This is a genomic window from Chloroflexota bacterium (assembly GCA_016197225.1).
Classification (GTDB): Bacteria; Chloroflexota; Anaerolineae; order Anaerolineales; family VGOW01; genus VGOW01.
Window position 1 is genome coordinate 175,827 of the sequence record JACPWC010000031.1, and the last position, 21,377, is coordinate 197,203.

Annotated in this window: 16 protein-coding genes and 2 pseudogenes; 3 read left to right on the forward strand and 15 right to left on the reverse strand. The window is 60.4% G+C overall.

The features are described 5' to 3' along the window. Positions 1 to 6 precede the first annotated feature (6 nt). Together HYZ49_06280 and HYZ49_06285 are read right to left on the reverse strand one after the other, a co-directional pair. Positions 7 to 1,449 (reverse strand): response regulator, encoded by a 1,443-nt coding sequence (locus HYZ49_06280; GenBank protein MBI3241887.1) that lies wholly within the window; start codon positions 1,447 to 1,449, stop codon positions 7 to 9. A 10-nt stretch (positions 1,450 to 1,459) separates the two neighbouring features. Continuing rightward, positions 1,460 to 3,445, reverse strand: a complete 1,986-nt coding sequence (locus tag HYZ49_06285) for a HAMP domain-containing protein (protein ID MBI3241888.1) — start codon at positions 3,443 to 3,445, stop codon at positions 1,460 to 1,462. 298 nt (positions 3,446 to 3,743) lie between these two features. Between HYZ49_06285 and HYZ49_06290 the strand changes: the two genes are divergently transcribed. Further along, positions 3,744 to 4,142 (forward strand): SRPBCC domain-containing protein, encoded by a 399-nt coding sequence (locus HYZ49_06290; GenBank protein ID MBI3241889.1) that lies wholly within the window; start codon positions 3,744 to 3,746, stop codon positions 4,140 to 4,142. A 59-nt stretch (positions 4,143 to 4,201) separates the two neighbouring features. Here HYZ49_06290 and HYZ49_06295 read toward each other — a convergent pair whose 3' ends face one another. After that, positions 4,202 to 4,504 (reverse strand): hypothetical protein, encoded by a 303-nt coding sequence (locus HYZ49_06295; protein ID MBI3241890.1) that lies wholly within the window; start codon positions 4,502 to 4,504, stop codon positions 4,202 to 4,204. Between the two features lie 148 nt (positions 4,505 to 4,652). On the opposite strand from HYZ49_06295, the gene HYZ49_06300 reads away from it, so the two are divergent. Continuing rightward, the gene (locus tag HYZ49_06300) at positions 4,653 to 5,702 is read left to right on the forward strand and encodes a sigma-70 family RNA polymerase sigma factor (protein MBI3241891.1); all 1,050 of its coding nucleotides are present in this window, start codon (positions 4,653 to 4,655) and stop codon (positions 5,700 to 5,702) included. 16 nt (positions 5,703 to 5,718) lie between these two features. On the opposite strand, the gene HYZ49_06305 is transcribed toward HYZ49_06300, so the two are convergent. The 11 genes and pseudogenes from HYZ49_06305 to surE form a co-directional block, all read right to left on the reverse strand. After that, positions 5,719 to 5,970, reverse strand: a complete 252-nt coding sequence (locus HYZ49_06305; GenBank protein MBI3241892.1) for a hypothetical protein — start codon at positions 5,968 to 5,970, stop codon at positions 5,719 to 5,721. Positions 5,971 to 6,052: 82 nt separating this feature from the next. Further along, a complete protein-coding gene (locus tag HYZ49_06310) occupies positions 6,053 to 8,017 on the reverse strand; it encodes an alpha-glucosidase C-terminal domain-containing protein (GenBank protein ID MBI3241893.1) in 1,965 nt (654 codons plus the stop codon). Positions 8,018 to 8,023: 6 nt separating this feature from the next. Beyond that, positions 8,024 to 8,781 (reverse strand): annotated as a pseudogene (locus tag HYZ49_06315) (ROK family protein). A gap of 8 nt (positions 8,782 to 8,789) precedes the next feature. Further along, positions 8,790 to 10,130, reverse strand: a complete 1,341-nt coding sequence (locus HYZ49_06320) for a beta-glucosidase (GenBank protein MBI3241894.1) — start codon at positions 10,128 to 10,130, stop codon at positions 8,790 to 8,792. An 8-nt stretch (positions 10,131 to 10,138) separates the two neighbouring features. Then, a complete protein-coding gene (locus HYZ49_06325) occupies positions 10,139 to 11,239 on the reverse strand; it encodes a carbohydrate ABC transporter permease (GenBank protein ID MBI3241895.1) in 1,101 nt (366 codons plus the stop codon). Continuing rightward, positions 11,239 to 12,369 (reverse strand): sugar ABC transporter permease, encoded by a 1,131-nt coding sequence (locus HYZ49_06330; protein MBI3241896.1) that lies wholly within the window; start codon positions 12,367 to 12,369, stop codon positions 11,239 to 11,241. The genes HYZ49_06325 and HYZ49_06330 overlap by 1 nt, the downstream gene beginning before the upstream one ends. A 225-nt stretch (positions 12,370 to 12,594) precedes the next feature. Next, positions 12,595 to 13,904, reverse strand: a pseudogene (locus tag HYZ49_06335) (carbohydrate ABC transporter substrate-binding protein). Between the two features lie 98 nt (positions 13,905 to 14,002). Next, entirely contained in the window at positions 14,003 to 15,016 is a 1,014-nt protein-coding gene (locus tag HYZ49_06340; protein ID MBI3241897.1) for a LacI family DNA-binding transcriptional regulator, read from the reverse strand. 122 nt (positions 15,017 to 15,138) lie between these two features. Next, the gene (locus tag HYZ49_06345) at positions 15,139 to 16,185 is read right to left on the reverse strand and encodes a hypothetical protein (protein ID MBI3241898.1); all 1,047 of its coding nucleotides are present in this window, start codon (positions 16,183 to 16,185) and stop codon (positions 15,139 to 15,141) included. 90 nt (positions 16,186 to 16,275) lie between these two features. After that, entirely contained in the window at positions 16,276 to 17,781 is a 1,506-nt protein-coding gene (locus HYZ49_06350; protein ID MBI3241899.1) for a mechanosensitive ion channel, read from the reverse strand. Positions 17,782 to 17,902: 121 nt separating this feature from the next. After that, complete coding sequence (gene surE / locus HYZ49_06355; GenBank protein MBI3241900.1) at positions 17,903 to 18,661, reverse strand: 5'/3'-nucleotidase SurE; 759 nt, start codon at positions 18,659 to 18,661, stop codon at positions 17,903 to 17,905. 143 nt (positions 18,662 to 18,804) lie between these two features. On the opposite strand from surE, the gene HYZ49_06360 reads away from it, so the two are divergent. After that, the gene (locus tag HYZ49_06360; GenBank protein MBI3241901.1) at positions 18,805 to 19,041 is read left to right on the forward strand and encodes a hypothetical protein; all 237 of its coding nucleotides are present in this window, start codon (positions 18,805 to 18,807) and stop codon (positions 19,039 to 19,041) included. Between the two features lie 22 nt (positions 19,042 to 19,063). Here HYZ49_06360 and HYZ49_06365 read toward each other — a convergent pair whose 3' ends face one another. Next, positions 19,064 to 21,355, reverse strand: coding sequence for a tetratricopeptide repeat protein (locus HYZ49_06365; protein ID MBI3241902.1), 2,292 nt, complete (start codon positions 21,353 to 21,355; stop codon positions 19,064 to 19,066). Positions 21,356 to 21,377: the final 22 nt, after the last annotated feature.

Below are 21,377 nucleotides of genomic sequence, written 5' to 3' on the forward strand. Positions count from 1 at the left end.
CTAAGCTTACTTCGCAATGGCCGGCAGGCAAATAGCAATTGCGGTTCCCACCGGTTCCTTGCCCCGCACCCACACCTGGCCGCCTACGCCGTTGACAATAGCCGAAACCACAGCCAGGTCGGGCCAGGCGGCAGGGGTAGTGGTGGCCGGGCCGCCCAGTGTTTTCGTCACCCGGCGGACAGGGTCGGTAGTTTTGGGCATCACGCCCTCGGTCGTTACGTCAATCCATACCTGGCCCTGGTGGTGGTTCACCGAAATTCGCAAAGCCCGGCCCGGTTCGGCCCTGGCCCGGCTCGCCATTTGGTCGAGCAATTGTTGCAGAAGCCGGAACACCAGTTCGCGGTCGGCGTAAACCATTGGCACATTTTCGCCGATGATGATGTTGAGGCGCAGGGCTTTGTCCTGAAGCAAAGTCTTGTTGGCTGTCTGCGCCCACTCCTGAACCAGGTCGGCCACGTTGAGCGAAACGGGCTGGATGCCGATCCCGGCTTCCACCCGGGCCATGATCAGCAAATCGTCAATCCATTTTTGAATCTGGCTCAATACTTTCGCCAGGCTGAAAAGAGTCTTGTTGAAGCGCTCCGACTTGCCCTCGTTCATCTGATTCAGCTCGACGACGCCGGCCAGAGCTTGCACCAGCGGGAGTTGAATTTTGTTGGCCGCCTCGGTCAGGAGTCGCATCTGAAGTTCGTCGAGCCGTTTAAGGTGGGTGATGTCGCTCAACACCATCACCCAGCCCTCGGTTTTGCCGTCACTGCCGGGGAGCGGAGTGAGGTTCACCAGCCGCACCGAGTTTCCGGCCCAGGGCACTTCCACCACCGCCGGTTGCTGGCCGCCGACTGTCTGCCAGTTCGACACCAGCGTCGCCAGCGAGCGCGGAAGATTAGGCAGGGCGCTGGCCCCAACCAGGTTATCGCGGCCCAGGAGTTGGGCGGCGGCGGGGTTGATGACGGTGACGACGCCCTGCGCGTCGGCGGCGATGATGGCGTCGCCGGTGGTGGCGATGAGGGCTTGCAGGCGTTTGGCCTCGGCCAGCAATTGGTTTTGCAGACTCTCGCGTTCCTGGCGAAGCCGCCGGTAGTCGGCGGCCCGGCCAACGGCCATCGAAAGCTCGTTGTTGTTGGCCAGCGGCTTGAGCAAATAATCGTAAGCGCCGTTTTCGCGCAGAGCGGCAATGGCCGTTTCAATAGTATCGTTGGCGCTGATGACGACGACTTCAATCTCCGGATCGTGGCCGCGAGCGTAGCGCAACAACTCCAGGCCGCCCATCTCTGGCATTGTCAGATCAGTGACCAGCACCGCAAACGGGCCGTTGGCCTGCAAGACCTTCATGGCTTCAATCCCGTTGGCCGCGCTCTCCACCTCGTAACCCCGCCGACTCAGATGAGAGATCATGAACTCGCGAAAATCCTTCTCGTCGTCAACGACCAGAACCCGTTCCTCAGTCACTCGCTCTCCTTTAATGAGCCTGAGCCGGCGTGTTGAGGGGCAACAAAATCGTGAACGTCGTGCCCTTGCCCGGCGTGCTGGCAACATCAATGCGGCCCCCGTGACGCGAGATAATGCCATAACTCACCGACAGACCCAGTCCGGTGCCCTCGCCCGCCGGTTTGGTGGTGAAGAACGGGTCGAAGATGCGGATGAGGTTCTTTTGCGGAATGCCCACGCCAGTGTCCTGCACGGCAATCGCCGCCGCATCCTTGGCCGGACTCAAGTTGACGCGCAGGTGGCCGCCTTTGGGCATGGCCTGAATGGCGTTTTGAATGAGGTTGATGAGCACCTGCTCGATCTGGGTCGCATCATAATTCATCAGCACCGGTTGAGGCGGAATGTCTTTGACGACGGTGACGCCGCCTTTGCGGGCCAGGTAATCAGTGAGGCGCAGGGCGGTGGTGATGGTGGCCCCGATGTCCTGCAATTTCATCTCCGGCGTGGACTGCCGGGCAAACTTCAAGAGGTCGGAAATAATCGTGCTGGCCCGCCAGGCATTGTCGCGAATGGTGGACAGGTGCTGGCGGGTTTCCTTGTCCAGCTTCGGGTCGTCGCGCAATTCGTCGGCCATGCCGATGACGACCGCCAGCGGGTTCTTCACGTCGTGAACAATGCCGGCTGTCAGTTGGCCGATGGCGGCCAGCTTCTCCGACTGCACCAGTTGTTGTTGGGCCGCTTGCAGTTTGGCATTGGCCTGAGCCAGCGCTTTATTTCGGTGCACGGTTTCGGCGTAGAGCCGCGCCGCCTCAGCCGTGCGCTCGCGCAATTTCAACGTCATCACGTCGAAGGCCGTCGCCAGTTCGCCAATCTCGTCAGACTGTTGCAAGCCCACATTCTGTTGCAAATCGCCGGCGGCCACGGCCTGCGAGACGGCGCGCAAGCGCATGATGGGCCGGACGATGGTCTGGGCCAATAAATAGCCGACGACAATGACCCCCACCGTGCCCAGGGCAAAGAGCACGCTCAACCAGTTGCGGCTGGTGGCTTCAGTGGAAACAACGTAATTGCTCGGCAGGAGAATCTCCAGCACGCCGATCGGTTGCCGGCGGATAATGAGCGGCGCGTAAACAGCTTGAAAGTCGCGGTTGAAGACGTTCACTTCACGAAGTTGAGAGGGCTGATCGGGTGTCAGCTTGGCGGCCTGCTCGGGCGCAAGTTCAACGGGGCTAAAACCGCCGGGAGGGTCGGCCAGGGTAGCGGCCACCACCTTCCCCGACGAGTCCAGCACCACCACGTCGGCCAGCGAGAGGGCTTTTAGTTCGGCCAACAATGTTTCGAGGCGGGTGCCCACCAGAACCGCGCCGACGATCTGCCCACCTGAGTCGCGAACCGGGGCGCTGGTGAACAAATAGGGGCCGTGCGTGGTTTGCAACAGCTCGATGAATTTATCACCCACTTCATCGGTCTGGCCGCCGAGGGCGCGAGCCACAAGAGCGTATTGCGAAAAGTTTCCGCCGCGCGAACTGACGTACTGGCCGCTGTTCGGGTCTTGGGCCAGAGTCAGAATCTCTTCGCCATCCGAGTCAACGACGGTGAGGGCTTCGATGTTGTTGTTGAGCACTAGCGGCCAGAGCAAGTCCTGCACGGCAGGCGCATCCTGGTTGAGAATGGCTTCGGCCACGCCGTTGGTGAATACCATAAGGCGCAGGTTCGCCAGGTGCACACTCTCGCGCTGGACGATACCGTCTGCGGCTACGCGACTGGCTTCGGCAAGCTGGTTGATGAATCGCTCGCGCACCGAGGAGGTGACGAGCCGGGTGATGATATAAGTGCCGACCATGGCGATGATCATCGTCAGCACCACATAAGGCACGATAAGCTTGGTTTGCAGACGAGCAAAAGTCGGCAAGCGCCAGAGACGCTCTTCTTCCTGGGTTTGGGCCGGCGCTTCTTCCAGTTGCTCTTCTATTTCAGCGCCACGCAGGCGCTGTACCACATCATCAATAAAGCTCATCGCGAGTCCAGTGTTTTGCAGATGCTGGGTGCTATTATGACATAAATTCCCGCATTAAACGGCTTGCCAAAGTACCCGAATGCCTGGGTGCAGGCGGCAATCAGAGACAAAAAGAGTACAATAAGTTTAACCGTCAATGGGTATCGTTTAGTTATTGTAAGGTTACAAATCTCTGGAAATTTGACACGTTTCTGCCGTGCCTAAACCGGCAAATTGACCACAAAGTTCAGCCGGAATAGGCCGTCATAGTGTTTGCCGGGACAGCACACAACCAAACTAACCCGGAAGGAGAACGATCATGCCCAAAAATATAGCCAGGAAGATCGAAATAGCGGTCCCGATTGAGCAAGTGTGGGCGGCCCTCACCGACCCGGCGGTCATCGGCGGCTGGATGGGTAGCAAAGGGTTGAAGGTGACGCTGAGGCGAGGCGGGCGCTACGCTCTCTTTGGCGGCGAGACGACCGGCAAGTTCACCGAGATCAAAAAGCCGGCCCGGCTCGAATATACCTGGCGGCAATCGAGTTGGAAGAAGGAATGGGCCGACTCGGTAGTGCGCTGGGAGTTGAAAGCAAAAAACGGCGGAACCGTGATCAAATTAACGCATAGCCAGTTCCCCAACAAAGAGGAACGCGACGGCCATGACGAAGGCTGGGACGTGTACTTTCTAAAGCCGATGAAGGAGTGGTTGGAGTCGTAGCAGGCAAACGAACGCAGACGCTTGCGCGGGCGGCAAGCGTCTGCATCCAATTTCAACGGTTAGAATGCGCTCCAGCCCGATTCGGCCCAGACAGATATGTCTGGCATGCCCTCGAACAACTTTCCGAACTCGGCGGCGACGTTCGGGTCGTTCATGAACTTCTGCATGCCCTCAATGTTGTCCCAGGTGTCTACTGCCAAAAACTCCTGAGGGTTCTGGGGGTTGAGATAGGGCTGGTGCCCGACATCGCCGAGCGGCCTGCCGATCACCGACAACTTGGCGACAGCCGCATCGTGCCCAGCCTGCGCCTTTTTAGGATCCGTATCCTTCAACTTTCCGCGAACAACGACAATGAACTTCATGGCAATCTCCTGAGTGTGTAAGATTTGATTGATAAGACGGGTGAGCGATTGAAAACTGTGCGGTGAAGTTGAGCGGCGACCACCGCACAGTTTTGGCGGTCGCCATCGTCATACAAACATTGATCGAAGAGGGGCAATAGCCAACCGAATGCCGAAAGAGACAACCATCGCTTACACGCTCGACCCGGCGCTGGCCGGCCACCTCGCCGCCGCGCGGGCAGGCGACCACAACGAATTCAGCGTACTGGCCGAGCCTTACCGCCGCGAACTGCAAGTTCATTGCTATCGCATCCTCGGCTCACTGCACGACGCCGAAGATTTGGTGCAGGAGACGATGTTGCGCGCCTGGCGGCGGCTCGACACATTCGAGGGCCGGGCCTCGTTACGGGCCTGGCTATACAAAATTGCCACCAACGCCTGCCTCGACGCCCTCGACAAACGGCCTCGACGCGCCCTGCCTCCAGCCACGCACCCTCCTGCCGATCCTCGTCGGCCTCTTGCGCCGCCCGTGGCCGAGCCGCTGTGGCTGGAGCCTTTGCCCGACGATCTGCTGGCCGGGGCCGAGGAGAATCCCGAAGCCCGTTACACGACACGCGAAAGCATCACCCTGGCGTTCCTGGCGGCGTTGCAAACGCTCCCGCCTCGCCAGCGGGCGGCAGTGATTTTGTGCGACGTGCTTGACTGGAAAGCGAGTGAAGCCGCCGAGTGTTTGGGCGCGACACCCTCGGCGGTGAATAGCGCCCTGCACCGGGCGCGCGAGACGCTGGCCAAAAAATATCATCGGCGTGAGACAATGAAGCTTGCTCACGCCGATGAGCGCACCCGCGCCCTGCTCGACCGTTTCATGCGCGCCTGGGAGACCGCCGACGTGAACACGTTGGTCAGCCTGCTCAAAGACGAGGCCACGCTGGCCATGCCGCCCACACCTTCATGGTATCGCGGGCCTGAGGAAATTCGCGCTTTTCTGCTGGCGGTCCCGCTGGCCGGCGACGCGCAAGATCGGTGGCGGTTGATCCTCACCCAGGCCAACGGCGGACCAGCGTTTGCGTTTTATCAGCGGGACGACTCAACGGCGAACGGTCTCTATCGAAGCGCCGGGGTCATGACGATCACCCTGGACGAGGGCGCGATCTTCGAGATGACGCTCTTCACGAATCCCGAACTTGTGTTGAAGTTCGGATTGCCGCCTGTGATGTAGAGACGTTTTAGCTTCTCTACTTGTTGGCGCTAATCGCTTTGGCCTCGGTGAAGCCGTCGTAGGCGAAGAAGCAGTTCATGAGGAAGACCGCGCCAAACATGATGGGATACAAGGCCGGGGCCGCTGTCTGCAAATTAAGCTCCACGTAAGTCAGCGCCAGCGCGCCCAGGGTGAGGGCGATGCCCAGCGCCCGCCGCCGCCCGTTGTACAGCGTGCCTGCGCCCATCAAAAAGAAATTTAGAATACCGGCGATCCAGGGGTTTTTCATGTCAAAGCTCCTTGAGTGAAATGAGGTTTGACAGATAAGACGGCAGTGGGGTTGAAAACTGTGCGCTTGAGGCCAGGCAAATTTATTCTGCCAGCCACACAAACTGGTACGGCTTCAGAGTCAAGCCCTGAGTTGGAGAGACGGCTTCCCCGGCAACCAAATCGGTGGAAGTTTTTTCAAGCCCAAGTCGTCGCGCCTGATCAGCATTCAAGTATTGCTCGTGTTCGCTGAAATTCGCCAGCGCCGTAATTCGGCCCCGACCGCCGGAGCGCGAATAGCCGAACACATGATCGTTGCCCGTGTCCAGCACCTTCATCCCGCCGCCGGCAAATGCCTCGTGCTTCTGCCGCAACTCGATAAGCCGCCGCAAGCCCATATAGACCTTGCCTTCAACCGTTTGCGGATCATTCCGGCGGGCGATGTTTTGCCAGTTGGCGCGCGGGCGGTGAACCCAGCGGCTATCGTCGGCTTTGGCCGGGTCGTCGCGATAGCTGTAATCATTCAACTGGCCGACCTCGTCGCCAAGATAAATGAGGGGAATGCCGCCGAGGCTGAGGATGACGCTGTGGAGGAGCAGGATGCGGCAGACGGCCTGATCCAACGGTTCAGCCGCCTCTGATTGAAGGGCGGCCTCCAGCCCGGCCAGCGAGGCGCACGTGCCAGAGATTCGCATGTCACCGGTTTTGGGATTCTCCTGAAACGGCAGGCCGCGAGCAAAACTGCCCGGAAAGCGACCGGTGAAAAACGAATTGAGAAACTGGCGGTGGTCGTAGCCTTTGACTCCAAGCTGGGCGGCGTCTTCGTCGGAGAACGTCCAGCCAATATCGTCGTGGACGCGCACGTAGTTGACCCAGGCGCAGTCGGGGTGAATGGCGAAACGCTCGCGCATGGCTTGAGAGAGCAGTCGCACTTTGCGCGTGGCCAGCGAGTTCCACAGCAGAGCCATTAGCAACGGGTTGTACGAAAGCTGGCATTCGTCGGGGCGGATGTATTTTGCCACCTCATCAGGATGAACGATGGCCTCGGATTTGAAGAGCATGGCCGGGGCGGCAATGCGCGCCAGGGTGTTGAAGGCCTGAATGAGCAAATGGGCTTCGGGCAGATTCTCACAACTCGTTCCCAATCGTTTCCATATAAAAGCCACTGCATCCAGCCTCAACACTTCCACGCCAACGTTGGCGATGAACAACATCTCTTCGGCCATGGCCGTGAAGAGGGCCGGATTGGCGTAGTTCAAGTCCCACTGGAAGGTGTGGAAGGTTGTCCAGACCCAACCCCCAGCCCCCACCCCCGGCCCCTCCCCCGCAAGGCGGGGGAGGGGGGAGAAAGCGCCGGGGTGTTCGTCCGGGAAGATTTCGCGCAGGTGGGTTTCGTAGGCGTCGGGTTGTCGGCGGTCGGGGAAGATGAGGTAGTAATTTTGATGTTCGGCATCGCCGGCGCGAAGCGCCCATTCGTGTTCGTCAGAGGTGTGGTTGAAGATGAAGTCGAGGGCCAGGCTGATGCCGTCCTGCCGAAGTTCTGCCGCGAGTTGACGCAGTTGAGTCATGTCGCCCAGAATCGGGTTGACCTCACGATAACTGCTCACCGCATAGCCGCCATCGTTGTTGCCTTCGGGGCAACGGAAGAGCGGCATGAGGTGAAGATAGGTCAGGCCGAGTTCTTTGAAGTAGGGAATCTTTTGGCGAACGCCGTCGAGATTTCCGGCGAACAAATCTACGTAGCACACGCCGCCCAGCATCCGGTTGGACTGGAACCAGCGCGGATCGTTTTCGCGAGCGGCATCCAGAGCTTTGAGTTCGGCGGGGCGAGCCAGCCACATTTTGGCAACAGTCGCTAGAATGGTTTCGAGGTGATAGAAGAAGTCGTAGTGGTGGCCGTAAAGCTGGTAGAGGAAATTGAAGAGCGGGGCAAAGTTGGCTTCGAGGCGGCGGGTGAAGGCCGCCCAACTATCAGAGTCGGTTTCACCGGAGAATTGTCGAGCGAGGCGCGGGAGCAGGCGGGCCAGTGAGCGTCGGCTTTCGTGGGCAATCCAGTCAGAGTCAAGCATAAACGGTCAGAGGGCGGACTCGGCCAGGGCGAGCGCGCCCAACATTCCGGCTTGCCCGCCCAGGCCGGGCGGCGCGATGTACTCGTCAATGTGTTCCAGAATATGCGGCGACTGGACGTAGCCGTTGAGGAGCGTTTTGACTTCGGCGCGAATGAGCGGGAAGAGTTGGGCCTGATCCATGACGCCGCCGCCGAGGATGATGCGCTGATGGCCGGGCCGTTGGCCAGTCCTTCGAGACAATCGTTGTGAAACGGACAACTGCCAGGAAAAGGGTCGGCGGCCAAATCATGAGGCAGGCGAACGTGGCCCATTTCGGGATGGAGGAGGCCGTGAGCGAGTTTGCCGTTGAGCAATGCGCCGCCGCCAATGCCAGTGCCGACGGTGAGATAGATGAACGTGTTCAACCCCCGGGCCGCGCCCCAGCGCCACTCGCCGAGCGCCGCGCCGTTCACGTCAGTGTCGAAGCCGACGGGCACGTTGAAGGCGCGGTGGATCGGGCCGACGAGGTCGGTGTTTGCCCAACCGGGTTTGGGCGTGGAGGTAATGTAACCGAAGGTTGGCGAGGCCGGGTCGGGGTCGAGTGGGCCAAAGGCGGCCACGCCAATGGCGGCCAGACCGTCGAATTGTTTGAAGAAGTCGAGACAGCGTTGAATGGTTTCAGTTGGGCTGGTGGTGGGAAAACGAGTCTGGGCTTGAATGTCGCCGGGGCCGCCGCCGACCACGCACACAAATTTTGTTCCCCCGGCTTCAATGCCGCCATACAATTTTTTCATTAGTTCACAGCGTTAGCGGCGATGACGTTGGCGTACCAAGCGGCGCTGGCTTTGGGCGTCCGGCGTTGCGTGGCAAAATCTACGTGGAAGAGGCCGAAGCGGCGCGAGTAGCCCCAGGCCCACTCAAAATTGTCGAGCAGACTCCAAACGTAGTAGCCGCGCAGATCAACGCCGGCTTCGAGGGCACGGTGGGCGGCCAGGAAGTGTTCGCGCAAATAGTTGAGGCGGGCCGGGTCGTGAAATGCGCCGTCCGCGTCCGGCTGGTTGGGAAAGGCGCAACCGTTTTCGGTGATGTACAGACGAGGGTTGTGATACTTGTTCTTGATGTCCAACAGCACAGCTTCGAGGCCGGGTGGGTTGACACCCCAGCCCATGTCGGTCTGGCCCCAGCCGGGCGCGGAATAAGGCCGAGACTGCGCCTTGAGAATCCCGCCGTCCACATTATGAGAAACGCTTTCGGTGAAGTAGTAGTTGACGCCCAGGAAATCGAGCGGCTGGCTGATGAGTTTGAGATCGTCGTCTTGAATTTTGGGCGCGTGTGAGCCGAGCCAATCCATAAGGCCCTGTGGATAGCGGGCGTGAAAGAGCGGGTCGAGAAACAAGCTCACGCCCTGCTCGTAGACTCGTCCGCAGGCGGCCCGGTCTTCGTCGCTCTCACTGGCCGGGAGATAATGCTGCGGGTTGTGGACGAGGCCGATCTGACCTTTGTGGCCGCCCTGCCTGAAGACTTGCACGGCCCGGCCATGCGCCAGCAGAAGATGATGAACAGCCTGGTAAGCTTGCGTGTAATCGCAAATGCCGGGGGCGTGGTGGCCGTTGCCATAACCCAGAAAGGCGGCGCACCAGGGTTCGTTGTGCGTGGCCCACATCGCCACCCGGTCGCCCAGCCGATCAAACATGAGACGGGCGTAGTCGGCAAACCAGTCCACCGACTCGCGATTGGGCCAGCCGCCGAGGTCTTGCAGGGCTTGCGGAAAGTCCCAATGATTGAGGGTGACGTTGGGAAGAATGTCCGCGGCCAGCAAAGAGTCTACAAGGCGGTCGTAAAAGCCCAGCCCTTTGGCATTGATCGCGCCGCGCCCTTCCGGCAGGACGCGCGTCCAGGCGATGGAAAAGCGATAGGTCTTCAAGCCCAACTGCTTCATCAAAGCCACGTCCGGCTCAAAGCGGTGATAGTGATCACAGGCCACATCCCCGGTGTCGCCGCCGAGGACGTGGTAGCGGCGGTGGCTGAAACGATCCCAGATGCTTTCGCCTTTGCCGTCCTCGTTCCACGCGCCTTCAATTTGATAGGCGGCGGTGGCCGCGCCCCAGAGGAAGTTGTCGGGGAAGTGCGGCATGGATCGACTCAGCCTTTAACTGACCCGGACAACAGGCCGCGCACGAAGAAGCGCTGAAGCGAGAAGAATACGACCAGCGGCAAAATCATGGTGATGAACGCGCCCGCTGTCAGCAGGTGCCAATCCTGGCCGCGTGAGCCGACGATCTCGGCCAGGCGCTGGGTGAGCAACTGCGAGGTGGGCGAAGCGCCGATGAAGATCAGGGCGACGAGGTAATCGTTCCACACCCACAGGAATTGGAAGATGGCGAACGAAGCCAGCGCCGGCACTGAAAGCGGCAGGATGAGACGGGTGAAGATGGTGAAGTGCGAAGCGCCGTCAATGAAAGCTGACTCTAGAATGTCACGCGGCAGTTCGCTGATGTAGTTGTAGAGCAAGTACGTTGCCAGCGGCAGGCCAAAGCCGGTGTGGGCCAGCCACACGGCTAGAAACGTGCCGTTGAGGTCGAGCCGGACGAAGTCGCGCAAGATGGGAACCAGGGCAATTTGGAGCGGCACTACCAGCAGAGCCACCACCAGCGCAAACAACATCTTGCGCGCCGGGAAGCGCATCCAGGCAAAGCCGTAGGCGGCAAAGGCGGCCAGCGAGATCGGAATCACGGTTGACGGGACGGCGACGGCGATACTGTTGAGAAAGGCCCGGCTCATGTTGTCGCCCCGTTCGGTGACGGTGGAGCCGTCTTTGAGGGTGGCCGTGTAGTCATCGCCGGCCAGCACCTGCCGGTAGTTTTCCAATGTAAAGATGGTATTGGCCGTCCAACGATATTGCTGCACTTCAAGGTAGCCAACCCGCCGGTTGCCGATCCACTTCAAGCGTTTGTCGCTTGATTCGATTCCCTCACGAAACTCTTCGAAGGTGGCCGTGACCCCGGCCAGAGTCATGGGCGCGTTGCGATCCACGTCCGAGGCGGGTTTGATCTGTTCCGTTGCCACCCAATCCAGATGAGGGAAGACGGTCCACCAGCCGGTGGTGTTGATGTCAATTCGATCACGGAATGAGGACACCAGCAGGCCAATGGTCGGAATCGTCCACAGCAAACAAATGATGGCGAGAGCGCCATTGACGACCAAACTATTCAGAAAGCGGTTGAGGGGCTTAGCGGCGCTCATTAGAAGACCTCCCGTTGGGCGAACTGGCGCAGGTTGTAGGCCATCACCGGGACGACGGCAATGAAGAGGATAATGGCAATGGCCGAGCCATAGCCATTGTTGTTATAGGTGAAGTATTGCCGGTAGAACTCGGTGGCAATGACGCTGGTTCCGTACTGGCCGCCGGTCATCACAATCACCACGTCGAATATCTTCAAGGTGAAGATGATAATGGTGGTGGAGACGGTGATGATGGTTCCCATGATTTGCGGGATCATGATCTGGAAGAAGACTTGCAGTTCGGTGGCACCGTCCACGCGGGCGGCTTCCAAAATTTCGCTGGAGATGCCTTTGATGGCGGCGGAGAAGAGCACCATGGCATAACCGGTCTGTAGCCAGACGACAATGAGGACAAGAAAGAAATTATTCCAGGGCTGAAAGAACGCCGTCCAGGCCTGTGGCGCCCCACCGATTGGAACCCAGAGGAAGTTAAGCAGACCGATCTGGGGCGCGTCGGCTGGTTTGACGGCGTAAACGAAATTCCAGATCACGCCCGCGCCGACGAAGGAAATCGCCATCGGCATAAAGATCAACGCTTTAGCCAGAGTCTCAAACCGGCTCCGGTCGGCCAGCACGGCGATCAGCAGGCCAAGCGAGACGGTGGGGATTGTGCCGAAGAGTATCCACAGCAAATTATTGCGAAAAACGACGAGCATGCTCGAGTCGGTGAATACGCCCAGATAGTTTTGAATGTCAATGAAGGTGACGCTGTTAGCGTCGTATAGACTGAGGATAAAGGTGCGAATCGTCGGCAGGGCCAAAGCCCAGACAAGTATCAACATTGCCGGGCCGACGAAGATGAGGGGTTGCAGACGTTGCATCCAGGCATTGGGCAGTTGCTCGACAAAAAAGTTGGCGGTGGTGAAAAGCAGGGCCATGCCGCCCACGCCCCAGACGATGGCCAGGGCTACTGTCACGATTTGTGGCGCTTGTGAGGCGGTGTCTGCCTGCAGATCGCGCTGAAAGAGGAAACCCCACCACAGCAGGGCAATTGTCCCCAGCAAAAACGCCAGGGCAATAAGCGCCGGAAGCGCGCCGCCGCTGGTTGTGGGCAGGCCGGAAGAGGTGTTTCGGGAGGCGGAGGCAGACATACGATCAACCCTTTCTTCAGAAAACATCTGAAAGGCGGATGTGTGGTTCGATTGTCTTGTAGAGTTGCTGTTATTGTATGCAGACTTGCAGGCAGGGCAAGCGCCAACTTGATTCTTTCGCCATCCGTTTGGCGTTATGGAGTGGCGTTTGTGCTACTTGAGGGTGATTGGGGCGGCCTGCCGCGCGGCAGGCCGCCCCAAAGTCTATCACCTCAGACCGAGTGATTACGGCCAGGAGGTGTCAATATTCTTGAGAGCGGTGTCGAGGTCTTCAGCGCCCGCCACATAGTTGGTCATTTCCTTCCAGAAGGAGCCAGCCCCGACCTGACCCGGCATCAAGTCCGAGCCGTCGAAACGAACTGCGGTGGCGTTCTGAATAATCGCCGCCACCCCCCGCTCGATGTCGTTGCCATACCAGTCCAGGTTGGCGTCCTTGTGCGGCGCAATCGCCCCGCCCTGCTCCATCCACCGTTGGTCGCGGCCCAGATGTCACCCGCCACCAACACCGGCTTGCCGTACTTCGCATCCAAGCCGGGGAAGTAGAAGAAGCTGTAGTCTTCACCGGCCTTGGCGCTCTCCGGGAAGAAGCTGGTGATGAAGTTGCCCTGCTTGTGCATCCAGCACTTCGGCCCGGCCGCGTCAAACATCGGCAGGGGCGCGTCCCCGAAGCTGGTCTCGACGATGCTGGCCTGACCGCCGTAGACGTACTTGTCCTGCCAGATCCCGCTCATCACTTCGGCGGCGTGCTTCACTTCCGGCGAGTCAAACTTCAACTCGTTGGTCAGCCACTTGTCGTAGTTGTCCAACGACGTCGTCCGAAGCATGATCTCTTCCATCCAGTCGGTCGCCACCCAGCCGGTGGCCGCTCCTGACTCGATGCCCACGCACCACGGCGTCGAACCGTCAGCCACCATCGTGTCCATCAGGGCCAGCATCTCATCCCACGTCTGCGGAATCGGGTAGCCCGCTTCGTCCCAGGCTTTCTTCGGATACCACACCAGCGACTTGCCGTTCACCCGCTCCCAGACCCCGGCCATGATCTTGCCGTTCGGCCCGTCCATCGTCGCCATGTCCAGCCACGACTGGTTGTAGTTGGCCTTCAACGCCGCCACGTCCAGATGCTGGCTCATGTCCACGATCTTGCCCTGGCTGACGAACGAAGCCAGCAGACCCGGTTGCGGAAAGTCTATGATGTCCGGCGCGTTGCCGGCGTCTATCGCCGCCTTGATGGACGCTTCAAACTCCTTCGAGCCTTGATACTGAATATCAATGCCCGTCTTGGCTTCGAAGTCGGCCATCGTCGCGTCGAACTTCTGCGCGTCGGCGTCCACGAACGGCCCTGTCGCCGTCACCACCGTCCCCTTGAACTCCCCCGCCAGCGCCCGATCCAGCATAGTGCCTCCAGTGGTCGGTGGCGTTGTGGCCTGAGGCGCCGGTGTGGCCTGAGGGGCTTCGGTTGTGGCCGGTTGGCCGCAGGCGGTGAGTACGAGTGCTACCAGCACCAGCAGGCTCGTAATTTTATGTAAGTGTTTCATCTTTCCTCCTTTTGATTTCGAACAGTGTTAATTGCGATCTCAGTGGCTTTGGATTAAATGTTAGGATTTTTTTGTCCATCACCTCCTTTCAGAACAGCTTAACCGGGCGGCGCGGTCGTGCCGCGCACCATCAATTCGACTGGCAATACTTCACACGCCGGTTGTGGGGACGAGTCGGCGAGCACTTCGAGCAACAGTTCCACGCCGCGCTTGCCTGACTCGAACAACCTTTGACGCACTGTGGTCAGGCGTAAATACTCGGCCACTTCAATGTCATCGTAACCAACGACGGATAAATCTTCCGGCACGCGCAATTTGAGGTCGCGAGCCGCTTCCAGCACGCCCAGGGCCTGAGTGTCGCTGGCGGCAAAGATCGCCGTCGGGCGCTCGGGCAGAGAGAGCATTTGCGCCGCCAGGTGACGGGCCTCGGCGCGGCTGTGCTCACCCGCAAGGTGGTAGTCGGGGCAAAACGGAATCGCCGCCGCCTCCAGCGCCTGCTGATACCCTTGATAACGGTCGTAACTGGCCGTGAATTTGAAAGGGGACTCGAAGTGATCGCTGATGTAACCGATGCGGCGATGACCGAGGTGGATCAGGTGTTGGGTGGCGGCCCTTCCACCGGTCACGTCGTCAATAATCACCCGGTTGAGGGAAGTGAGTGAGGGGTGATTGGCGTCTACCAGCACAATAGGCACTTCGCTTTCGGCCAGGAACTTCACATCCTGATCGCGCGGCGGCAGGGAGATGATGAGAACGCCGTCGGCCCGCTCCGGGCGCGGCACGGTGCGAAAGTAGAGATCGCGCTTTTCGATGTTTTCGACGTTGTAAATGATGAGGTCGTATTCGCTCTCGGCCAGCGTGTTTTCCACGCCTCGCAACCGCTCCACAAACGCGGGGCGGGTAAAGAATGGGGCGATGACGGCAATGGTATGAGTCTTACCCAGAGAGAGGCGGCGGGCAGTGGGATTGGGCGTGTAGTGCAGTTCGGCGATGGTTTCCAGAACCCGCTTGCGGGTGGCTTCACTCACAAGCGGGCTGTTGTTGATCACGCGAGAAACGGTGGCGAGACCAACTCCGGCTTTTTTGGCGACATCGCGAATTTTAGCAGGCATATGGAATCGGTTTCATTGGCTATTGGAACCGGTTCCATAATATTACATCTAGGTTCCCTTTGTCAAGTGTTTTGGGTGAAGAGGTTTTTTCGCCGTAGAAATTAGGGGGAAAGCGGCGCTTCTTACTTCTCCAATACCGCCTTGTTCTTCTCCCGAAAGTCGGCGATCTCTTTGCGGAGTTGGGCGCGCTGGGTGAGGGCCACGCTGGCCGGGACGTGCAGGTCTTTCACATAAACGTCGTTAGTCGCTGTCACCTGCGCCCCAAGCTTTTCGCTGGGCGCAAGCGCCTTCTCGCGGACAGGCTGGAGCAGAGATTTACTCAGGCCGCGCTCACTCGTGCCAAATGGTTCGTTGAAGATAGTGAAGATTTGCGAACTCGCGCCAGTGATGAAGGCGGGCAGGGAAGCGTAGAGCGTGTCGTTGGCGTTGAGGGCGTTCTTGGCCGACTGGCCGATGCCGAACGGCAGATGATCCAGGATGTAGATGATGAACTGGGTCATGCGTGTCAGGGCCGGGTCGAGGGTGGACAGCGCCCCTTGAATAGCGGCTTCTACAGCGGCCACGCCGCTGGTGAGGGCGTCTAGATTCTTCTTCAGCCAGTCGAGGTTGGCGCGGAACGAGGGGAATTGAATCTCAAAGTTGTCGAGCAAAGACCGGGCCGAGGCGATGCCGGCGAGGGCTAGCGGGGCCAGGCCGAGCAGGCCGGCGAAGGCGGTGGAGGCCGCGTTGAGGCCGGTTTGTAGAACGTCGTCGAGGCCGATAGCATCCAGCTTGTCGAAGAGATCGATCAATTGTTTGTGGCTGGCGATCACAGACACTGCTTCGGCTAGTTGCGATTTCAGGCTGTCAGCGTCAGCCTGTTGTTGAGTGAGCGCATTTTGCAGTTCGGCGTTTTTGCCGAGGGCAGTGGCGAGTTGCGGGCGCAGTTCAGTGAGGGCGGCCTCGGAAGCGGCCAGGGCTTCGTTGAGGATGGCGACTTGATTCGAGGCTTCGGCCAGTTGGGCGCGAAGGGAATCGAGAGAGACGGTTGAGGCCGCCGAGGCGGCTTCCCCGGCGTCCCACTGGTCTTTGGCGTAAGCGGCCACGCCGCCCAGAGCCAGTCCGGCCCCGGTAAAGAGAATCGCCTGTTGCAGAAATGCGCGACGGTTGAAGGGAATCGAATCGCTCATGGTGTCCTCCTGAGTGCGACTCATTGTACTGCGAACCGCCCGCCGGAAACCTTGCGGTGAGTGGGCGTTTTTGTTACGAAGCGGTCAAAATTATGGGACGCCGAAGAATCCGCGAATGCGTTTGACGAGGGCGGCGCGCTGGGGAGGTTGGCGGATTGAGGCGGCGTCGGCGGCGGCCACTTGTTCGACAACGTTGCGGGCGCGAGTCTCAAGGGCCAGCGAGAGGCCGTCGAGGATGCCAGTGTCGGCGGCGAGGACGGCGGCAAAGTCGGGCTTGTCCACCACCACGACTTCGGTTTCGGCCTGGGCGACGACGGAAGCGGTGCGCGGCTCGCCGGTGAGCAGGCTCATCTCGCCAAAAAAATCGCCGGGGTGGAGGACGGCCACAGTGGTCACCTGCCCGCTCTCGCTTCGCACGTCCACCCGCACCTGGCCGCTCTTGATCACAAAGAGCGAATCGCCGGCGTCGCCCTGGCGCACCAGCGTTTCGCCGGCGGTGTAACGGTGCAGGTCGGCGCCGCGCACCAGCGTTTCAATTTGGGCGTCGCTCAACGGTGCGAACACGGCCAGCGGGCGAAGCTCGGCGAAGGTGTCGCGCCGCAACTGCGCCTGCGCCCGCGTCTCGTGATCTTCGGTCAGGGTGCGAACGGTAACGTCGCGAGCCGGGAAGGGAATGGTGATGTCGGCCCGGCGCAGTTCGTACCAGATTCGGGTCAGCACCGAATCGCCAATTTGGTGAGCGCGGGCGTAATCGGTGAGCCAGTAACGGACATCGTAGTGAACGGCAAATTCGCCGAAGTCTTTGATGATGACTTCCGGCGGCGGGTCGGCGGCCACGCCTTCGGCCCCGGCGGCGGCCCGGAACAGCGCCTCTTTGACCACGACGGGCGGGTGACGATAGGCGACGCCCAGCGTGGCGTGCATCCTTTGTAAATCGGTGGGCCGCGAGTAGTTGATGATCTCCTGCTTGGCGACGTTGGCGTTGGGCACGATGACGTTGTGGCTGTCGCGGGTCTTGATCGTGAGTGTGCGCCAGTTGAGTTGAACCACCTGGCCTTCGTGGCCGCTCACCAGCACCCAGTCGCCCACTGCAAAAGGCCGCTCCAATTGCAGGGCCAGCCCGGCCACCACGTTGCCCAGCATGTCCTGCAAAGCCAAACCGATGACAGCCGAGACGACGGTGGAGGTGACGACCAGGGCACTGAGGTCAACGTTGAAGACCTGCTTGAGCACTGCCAGGGCGATGACGACGAGGACGATGAAGTTGAAGAGGTCCACCAGCAGGCGCGGCACGACCATGTGCCGCCGCCGGCCAAGGATGTAATCCCACAACAGCAGGTCGAACAATTGTAGGAGGGCGTTGGCGGCCAGCATCAGGCCGAAGGCGGCCACCACCCTCAGCACTGCCGCCTCGTTGGGAATGCCGGAGCCGCGCAGGATGATGTAGGCTCCGGCGGCCAGCGCCCCGGCCAGGGCCGAGGCCTGCACCCGGCGCACGGGCGCAAAGCGCCCCAGCAGGCGCAGAAGGATCGCCGCGCCCACGCTGAGGCCGATGGCTTGGAGGATGTGAATGAGGAGTTCCGAGTCGAGAGTCACGGATGGGGGCTTCTAGGCTTACTGTCAACGAATAAGGAAACGAATAAACGAATTGCTGTACTCAACATTCGTTTACGCGAAGCGGTTTTGCGAAGCATTCGTTGACCGGAGAGCTTCACTTCTACAACTTCCACTCGCGCAATGAGTCAATCAGGCCGTGCGCCGTCAAATCCAGTTGAAGCGGGGTGATCGAGATGTAGCCGTCGGCCAGGGCGGCGAAGTCGGTGTGCTCTTCCAGCTTGCCGATGGGCGCTTCGCCGCCTATCCAGTAGTAGGGCTGGCCGCGCGGGTCGAGCCGCTCCACCAACTCATCACGATAAACACTCAAGCCCTGCCGGGTGATGCGAGTGCCCTTGATTTCGTCTTCGGGCAGGCCGGGCACGTTGAGGTTGAGCAAGGTGTAAGGCGGCAGGCCGCGGGCGACCACCTCGCGGGCCACGCGGGCGGCGGCGCGGGCGGCAGGCCCGTAGTCGCTAAACTTCGGCGTGTCGAGCGAGACGGCGATGGCCGGGACACCTGAGATCGCGCCCTCCATCGCCGCCGTCACCGTGCCAGAGTAGGTGATATCGTGGCCCAGATTCGGAAACGGGTTGATGCCCGACACGACCAAGTCAATCTTCTCTTTGACGACGCCCAGGAACGCCAGCGCCACACAATCCGACGGCGCGCCGTCGCAGGCCAATGCTTCCGTGCCATCAAACAACTGAGCGCGTTTGACTCGCAGCGGCTTGTGCAAAGTTTTGACGTGGCCCGAGGCCGACCAGTTGCGATCCGGGGCCAGCACCGTGACTTTGCCCAGCCCGGACTCGCGCAGGGCGGCGGCCAGCGTTGCCAGCCCCGGCGCGGTCACGCCGTCGTCGTTGGTGACAAGGATGTGCATGAGAACTCCGAGTGAATGACGAATGACAAATGCTAAATGACAAATGACAAATTCTGCCGGGAAGCCACTCCGGCAGAACCAAAGGCAATCAAAGAGCAAAGGTTGTGGGCGGATTAGAGAGCGCAACCCTCTCTGCCTGTTTCATGGCACAGATTCTCGCCCTTCGCGCGGGCGTGATAAGCGACGGCCAACCCTCTAATCCGCCCACCGTCTTTGGTTCAACGTTACGCCCCGTTCTGCCGGGAAGCCGCCCCGGCAAGATCGAAGGTACTCAAAGAGCAAAGGTTGTGGGCGGATTAGAGAGCGCGACCCTCTCCGCCTGTTTGATAGCACGGATTCTCGGAATGAACGGATTCGATCCGCCCACGCTTCGCGTGTAGATCCGTGCTATGTAGACCCATGCTATCCCTCCCGCCACTCCGCCAACCGCTTCCGCACTTTCTCCGCCCACGGGTCTTCAATCTCTTCTTTGATTTTGAGCGCGGCTTCAGCCTGAGCAATCGCTTGCGTGCGTTCACCCAGTTTATCCAACGCAAGGCTCATGTTCCACAGCGCAATACTTTCGCCGCGCCGGTCGCCGATCTCGCGGGCGATGGTCAAGTGTTGTTCGTAAAACTCGATGGCCTTGCGGGTCTCGCCCAAGTTGTAGTAGGCGATGCCGAGACTGCCCAAGTCTTGGCCTTCGCCGCGCCGGTCGCCGATCTCGCGGTCAATCGCCAACGCTTGTTCGTGATACTCGATGGCCTTGCGGGTCTCGCCCAGGTCGGCCCAGGCAGTGCCCAAGTTGCCCAGCGCATTGCCTTCGCCGCGCCGGTCGCCGATCTCGCGAACGATAATCAACTGTTGTTCGTGATACTCAATAGCCTTGCAGGTCTCGCCGAGGTTGGCCCAGGCATTGCCCAGGTTGCCCAGCGCCGCCCCTTCGCTACGTCGGTCGCCGATCTCGCGGTCAATCGCCAACGCTTGTTCGTAAAACTCGATAGCCTTGCGCGTCTCACCCAGATTTTTGTGAGCAATGCCCAGGTTGCCCAGCATCGTCCCTTCGCTGCGTCGGTCGCCGATCTCGCCAAGGATAGTCAAGCACTGTTCGTAAAACTCGATGGCCTTACGGGTATCGCCCAGGTCGGCCCAGGCCAGGCCGAGGTTGCCCAGCCATGCGCCCTCCGCTTGGCGATCTTTTAGTTTTCGGGCGGCGGCCAGCGCGGCTTCCAGCCAGCGAATTTGCTCGCGAGGGTGCAGGCGCAAGTCAAGCACATACACTCCGGCGTCGGCGTAATCACTGCACAACTTCGCCGCGTCGGGCAAATTGTCAATTTGCCCTACTGCCCACGCCTGCCCGGCTTCAATGTTGCCCCGCTCTGCATCGAAGGCGGTCAGCCCTTGTTTGATGTCGTCGCCGCCTTTTTTATAAAGTTCTTTGGCGGCGCGAAGGACGGTTTCGTAGTGCGTCGCGTGGCGCTGTTGCAAAGTTGCGCGGTCGGCGGCGCTCAGGCGCGAGTTGGCAAAGAGGCGGGCGAGGTCGTGCAGGCTGTATCGTTTCTTCTCTGCATCGTATCGCGTCAAGCTTCGCTTCACCAAATCACTCAAGTGTTTGTGGTCGGCGTCGTCGCAAATGGCTTCTTCGGCCAGCGCCTCAAAGTCTGCCGGGAAGACGGCCAGGGCGCAAAAGACGCGGGCGGTTTCGGAAGGGAGGCGGGCGTAGCTCAGGTTGAGCGAGGCCTCGATGCTGGTCTCGAGGCCGCCCGCAGTGAAGCCGGTCAGCTCCAGCCGCGCCCGCTCGTCGCCCAGTTGCCTGGCAAAGTCGGCGGGGTCAAGGTCTTCGGTTTCGGCCAGCAGGCTGGCGGCGGCGGTGAGGGCCAGAGGCAGGTAGCCGCAGAGGCGGGCGATTTCGTCTGCCGCCTCGGCCCCCATCCCCAGCCCTCGCTCGCGCGCCGTTGGAACAACACCAACAGGGGAAGGGAGTCCGCTCCCTCCCCTGTCCGCGTTCTTTGCGGACGGCGCGCCAGCGGGGCTGGGGTGGGGGCTTAACCGTGGCACAATCCTCACCAACAACGCCCTCGCCTCCTCCGCCTTCATCGCATCCAGACTCTTCGACTTCAGGCCGGGCAAGTGAAAATGATTGCGCGAGGTGACGAGCAAACAGCAGGAGGCGGGCGGCTTGAGCGGGGCCACTTGGGCCGCGTCTCTGGCGTTGTCCATCAACAGCAGGGCGCGCTTGCCGTCCAGCACCGAGAGATAAAGCGCGCTCAGTTCGGCCTCGGAGTCGGGCAGTTTGTTCAGCGGGTAGTAGGCGCGAATCACGTGGCTCATCGCGTCGGCGGGCGAGAGGGGCGAGTCGCTTGGCCCGCGCAGGTCGAGGAAGAATTGGGCGTCGAGGTAGCGGTCTTTGATCTGCTCGGCCAGTTTGAGGGCCAGCGCCGTCTTGCCCACGCCGCCGATGCCGTGCAAGCCGGAGAGGGTCACGCCCTGCCCGACGCCAAGCAGGGTCAGCAGGTCAGCCAGTTCTTCGACGCGCCCGGTGAAGTCGGCGGGCGGCGCTGGGAGTTGGTGCAGAGAGAGGGCGGCAGGGGCGGCGTCCCCGTAGTAGTTGGCGATGTGGGTGATCTTGTCGCGCCCGGTGATGTCGCCCTGACCAAGCGTGATGTCGCCGCTGTTGTTGACGCCGCCCTGCGAGATATTCGTCGTCTCGTCCATCGCCACGATTATAATGGCGTTT

Coding starts and splice junctions, on each gene's coding strand:
- HYZ49_06365 (MBI3241902.1), bottom strand. CDS start 21,355: ATGGACGAGACGACGAATATCTCGCAGGGCGGCGTCAACAACAGCGGC.
- HYZ49_06310 (MBI3241893.1), bottom strand. CDS start 8,017: ATGCTTGACTCTGACTGGATTGCCCACGAAAGCCGACGCTCACTGGCC.
- HYZ49_06290 (MBI3241889.1), top strand. CDS start 3,744: ATGCCCAAAAATATAGCCAGGAAGATCGAAATAGCGGTCCCGATTGAG.
- HYZ49_06330 (MBI3241896.1), bottom strand. CDS start 12,369: ATGTCTGCCTCCGCCTCCCGAAACACCTCTTCCGGCCTGCCCACAACC.
- HYZ49_06285 (MBI3241888.1), bottom strand. CDS start 3,445: ATGAGCTTTATTGATGATGTGGTACAGCGCCTGCGTGGCGCTGAAATA.
- HYZ49_06305 (MBI3241892.1), bottom strand. CDS start 5,970: ATGAAAAACCCCTGGATCGCCGGTATTCTAAATTTCTTTTTGATGGGC.
- HYZ49_06325 (MBI3241895.1), bottom strand. CDS start 11,239: ATGAGCGCCGCTAAGCCCCTCAACCGCTTTCTGAATAGTTTGGTCGTC.
- surE (MBI3241900.1), bottom strand. CDS start 18,661: ATGCACATCCTTGTCACCAACGACGACGGCGTGACCGCGCCGGGGCTG.
- HYZ49_06360 (MBI3241901.1), top strand. CDS start 18,805: ATGGCACAGATTCTCGCCCTTCGCGCGGGCGTGATAAGCGACGGCCAA.
- HYZ49_06300 (MBI3241891.1), top strand. CDS start 4,653: ATGCCGAAAGAGACAACCATCGCTTACACGCTCGACCCGGCGCTGGCC.
- HYZ49_06320 (MBI3241894.1), bottom strand. CDS start 10,130: ATGCCGCACTTCCCCGACAACTTCCTCTGGGGCGCGGCCACCGCCGCC.
- HYZ49_06345 (MBI3241898.1), bottom strand. CDS start 16,185: ATGAGCGATTCGATTCCCTTCAACCGTCGCGCATTTCTGCAACAGGCG.
- HYZ49_06340 (MBI3241897.1), bottom strand. CDS start 15,016: ATGCCTGCTAAAATTCGCGATGTCGCCAAAAAAGCCGGAGTTGGTCTC.
- HYZ49_06295 (MBI3241890.1), bottom strand. CDS start 4,504: ATGAAGTTCATTGTCGTTGTTCGCGGAAAGTTGAAGGATACGGATCCT.